General features: G+C 71.9%; 2 protein-coding genes and 1 pseudogene. All 3 read left to right on the top strand.

Annotation, left to right across the window (positions count from 1 at the left end; genetic code table 11):
• Window positions 1–129: pseudogene (locus tag BKN37_RS26975) on the top strand (WXG100 family type VII secretion target); the annotation flags it as partial.
• Window positions 130–230: 101 nt separating this feature from the next.
• Complete coding sequence (locus BKN37_RS26970; protein ID WP_071030348.1) at window positions 231–1,091, top strand: ESX secretion-associated protein EspG; 861 nt, start codon at window positions 231–233, stop codon at window positions 1,089–1,091.
• 39 nt (window positions 1,092–1,130) lie between these two features.
• The coding region (gene eccD / locus BKN37_RS26965) for a type VII secretion integral membrane protein EccD (RefSeq protein ID WP_071030350.1) at window positions 1,131–2,035 on the top strand (905 nt) is incomplete at its 3' end.

Genomic DNA, 2,035 nt, shown 5'->3' with positions numbered 1-2,035 from the left:
TGGCAGGCGCAGTGGAATCAGGCGATGGAGGAGTTGGTGCGCGCGTATGCGGCGATGGCGGGCACCCATGAGTCCAACACGTTGGCCATGCTTGCTCGGGATAACGCCGAAGCCGCCAAATGGGGCTAATGCCGTGACCTGTAGTTCATCGAGATCGACGCTGGCGCGGGGTAAGTCGACAGACCCTCGCGCTGGCGTCGATCTCGGCACCGCCGCCGGGGAGCGTCCCGATGGGGCGTGAACCTAACGCCGCGGAACTGACCGTCGAGCAGGCCTGGTTCATCGCGGAAACCATTGGGGCCGGGATGTTTCCGTGGGTGCTGGCGATCACCATGCCCTACACCGACACCGCGCAGCGGCCGGCGTTCGTCGAACAGCAGACCGCCGAGCTGACCCGGATGGGCGTGATGTCGCCGGAGGGCGTCGTCAACTCGGCCGTGGCCGACTGGATCCGGGTGGTGTGCTTCCCGGAGCGCTGGCTAGACCTGCGCTACGTGGGACCCGGCGCGTCCGGGGAGTCCAACGATCTGCTGCGCGGCATCGTGGCGCGGCGCGGCCGCAACACCGTGGTGGCGCTGCGCAACGCGCAACTGGTCACGTTCACCGCGATGGAGATCGACGACCCGCGCGCGCTGGTCCCGGTGCTCGCGGCGGGCCTGGCCCACCGGGCGCCCGCCCACTTCAGCGAGTTCACCCTGCCGGCCCGGGTCGGGGTCCGAGCCGACGAACGGCTACGCGCGGGTGCCCCGCTGGCCGACGTTCTGGAATACCTGGGCATCCCATCCTCGGCGCGGGCAGTGGTGGAATCGGTGTTCACCGGCCCGCGCAGCTACGTCGAGGTTGTCGCGGGCTGCGACCACGACGGTCAGCACACCACCACCGAAGTCGGGATGAGCATCGTCGACACCACGGCGGGCCGGATCCTGGTCAGCCCGTCGCGGGCCTTCGACGGCGAGTGGGTCTCCACCTTCAGCCCCGGCACCGAGTTCGCGATCGCCACCGCGATCGACCAGTTGACCGCCGACCTGCCGGGCGGCCACTGGTTCCCCGGCCAACGGCTGGCCCGAGATTTCACCACCCAGCGGTCCTAGCAGAAAAAGAAGAGAGCACTCATGTCTGAAGCCCCGGTGATGTCCGGCGCCGTCATGCCCATCGTCCGCGTCGCCATACTCGCGGAAAGCCGGCTGAGCGAAATCGCGCTGCCCGCGGAGCTGCCGCTCCGCGAAATCCTGCCCGCGGTACAGCGTTTGGTCGCCCCCGACACCGACGAGGCCGAGCCCGGCGCCGACCCGGTCGGTGCCGCCCGGCTGAGCCTCGGCCCGATCGGCGGCGCGCCGTTCAGCCTGGATGCCAGCCTGGACACCGTCGGCGTGGTCGACGGCGACCTGTTGGCGCTGCGGCCGGTCCCGGTCGGCCCGGCCGCCCCCGGCATCGTCGAAGACATCGCCGACGCCGCCGTCATCTTCTCGGCCTCCCGGCTCAAGCCGTGGGGCACCGCACACATCCAGCGCGGCGCGCTGGCCGCGGTGATCGGCTGCCTGCTGGCCGGGACCGGGCTGGCGGTCACCCACCGGGTGGTCAGCGGCGGCCCGATCGGGCTGGTCGCGGTCGCCGCGCTCGCGGTGCTGGCCGTGCTCGCCAGCCTGGTCAGCCGCGCCCGGTCCCCGCGCACCGCGGTGGCGCTGTCGATCGCGGCGTTGGCCCCGGTCGCCGCCGCCCTGACCCTGGTGGTGCCCGGCGATTTCGGGCCCGCCAACGTGATGCTGGGCGCCGCCGGTGTGACCGCGTGGGCGCTGGTCAGCATGATCCTGCCGGACCGCGAGGACGACCGCGCCGTCGCGTTCTTCACCGCCACCATGGTGGTCGGCGCCGGGGTGCTGCTGGCCGCCGGGGCCGCCACCCTGTGGCACCTGTCGTATCTCAGCCTGGGCTGCGGGCTGCTGGCCGCGGCCCTGCTGATCACCATCTCCGCCGCGCAACTGTCCGCGCTGTGGGCCCGGTTCCCGCTGCCGGTGATCCCGGCCCCCGGTGACCC

Source organism: Mycobacterium talmoniae (genome assembly GCF_001854525.1).
GTDB lineage: Bacteria > Actinomycetota > Actinomycetes > Mycobacteriales > Mycobacteriaceae > Mycobacterium > Mycobacterium talmoniae.
Note: the sequence above shows the minus strand (reverse complement) of the source record. Positions and strands in the feature narration are given on the sequence as shown.

Coding starts and splice junctions, on each gene's coding strand:
- BKN37_RS26970 (WP_071030348.1), top strand. CDS start 231: ATGGGGCGTGAACCTAACGCCGCGGAACTGACCGTCGAGCAGGCCTGG.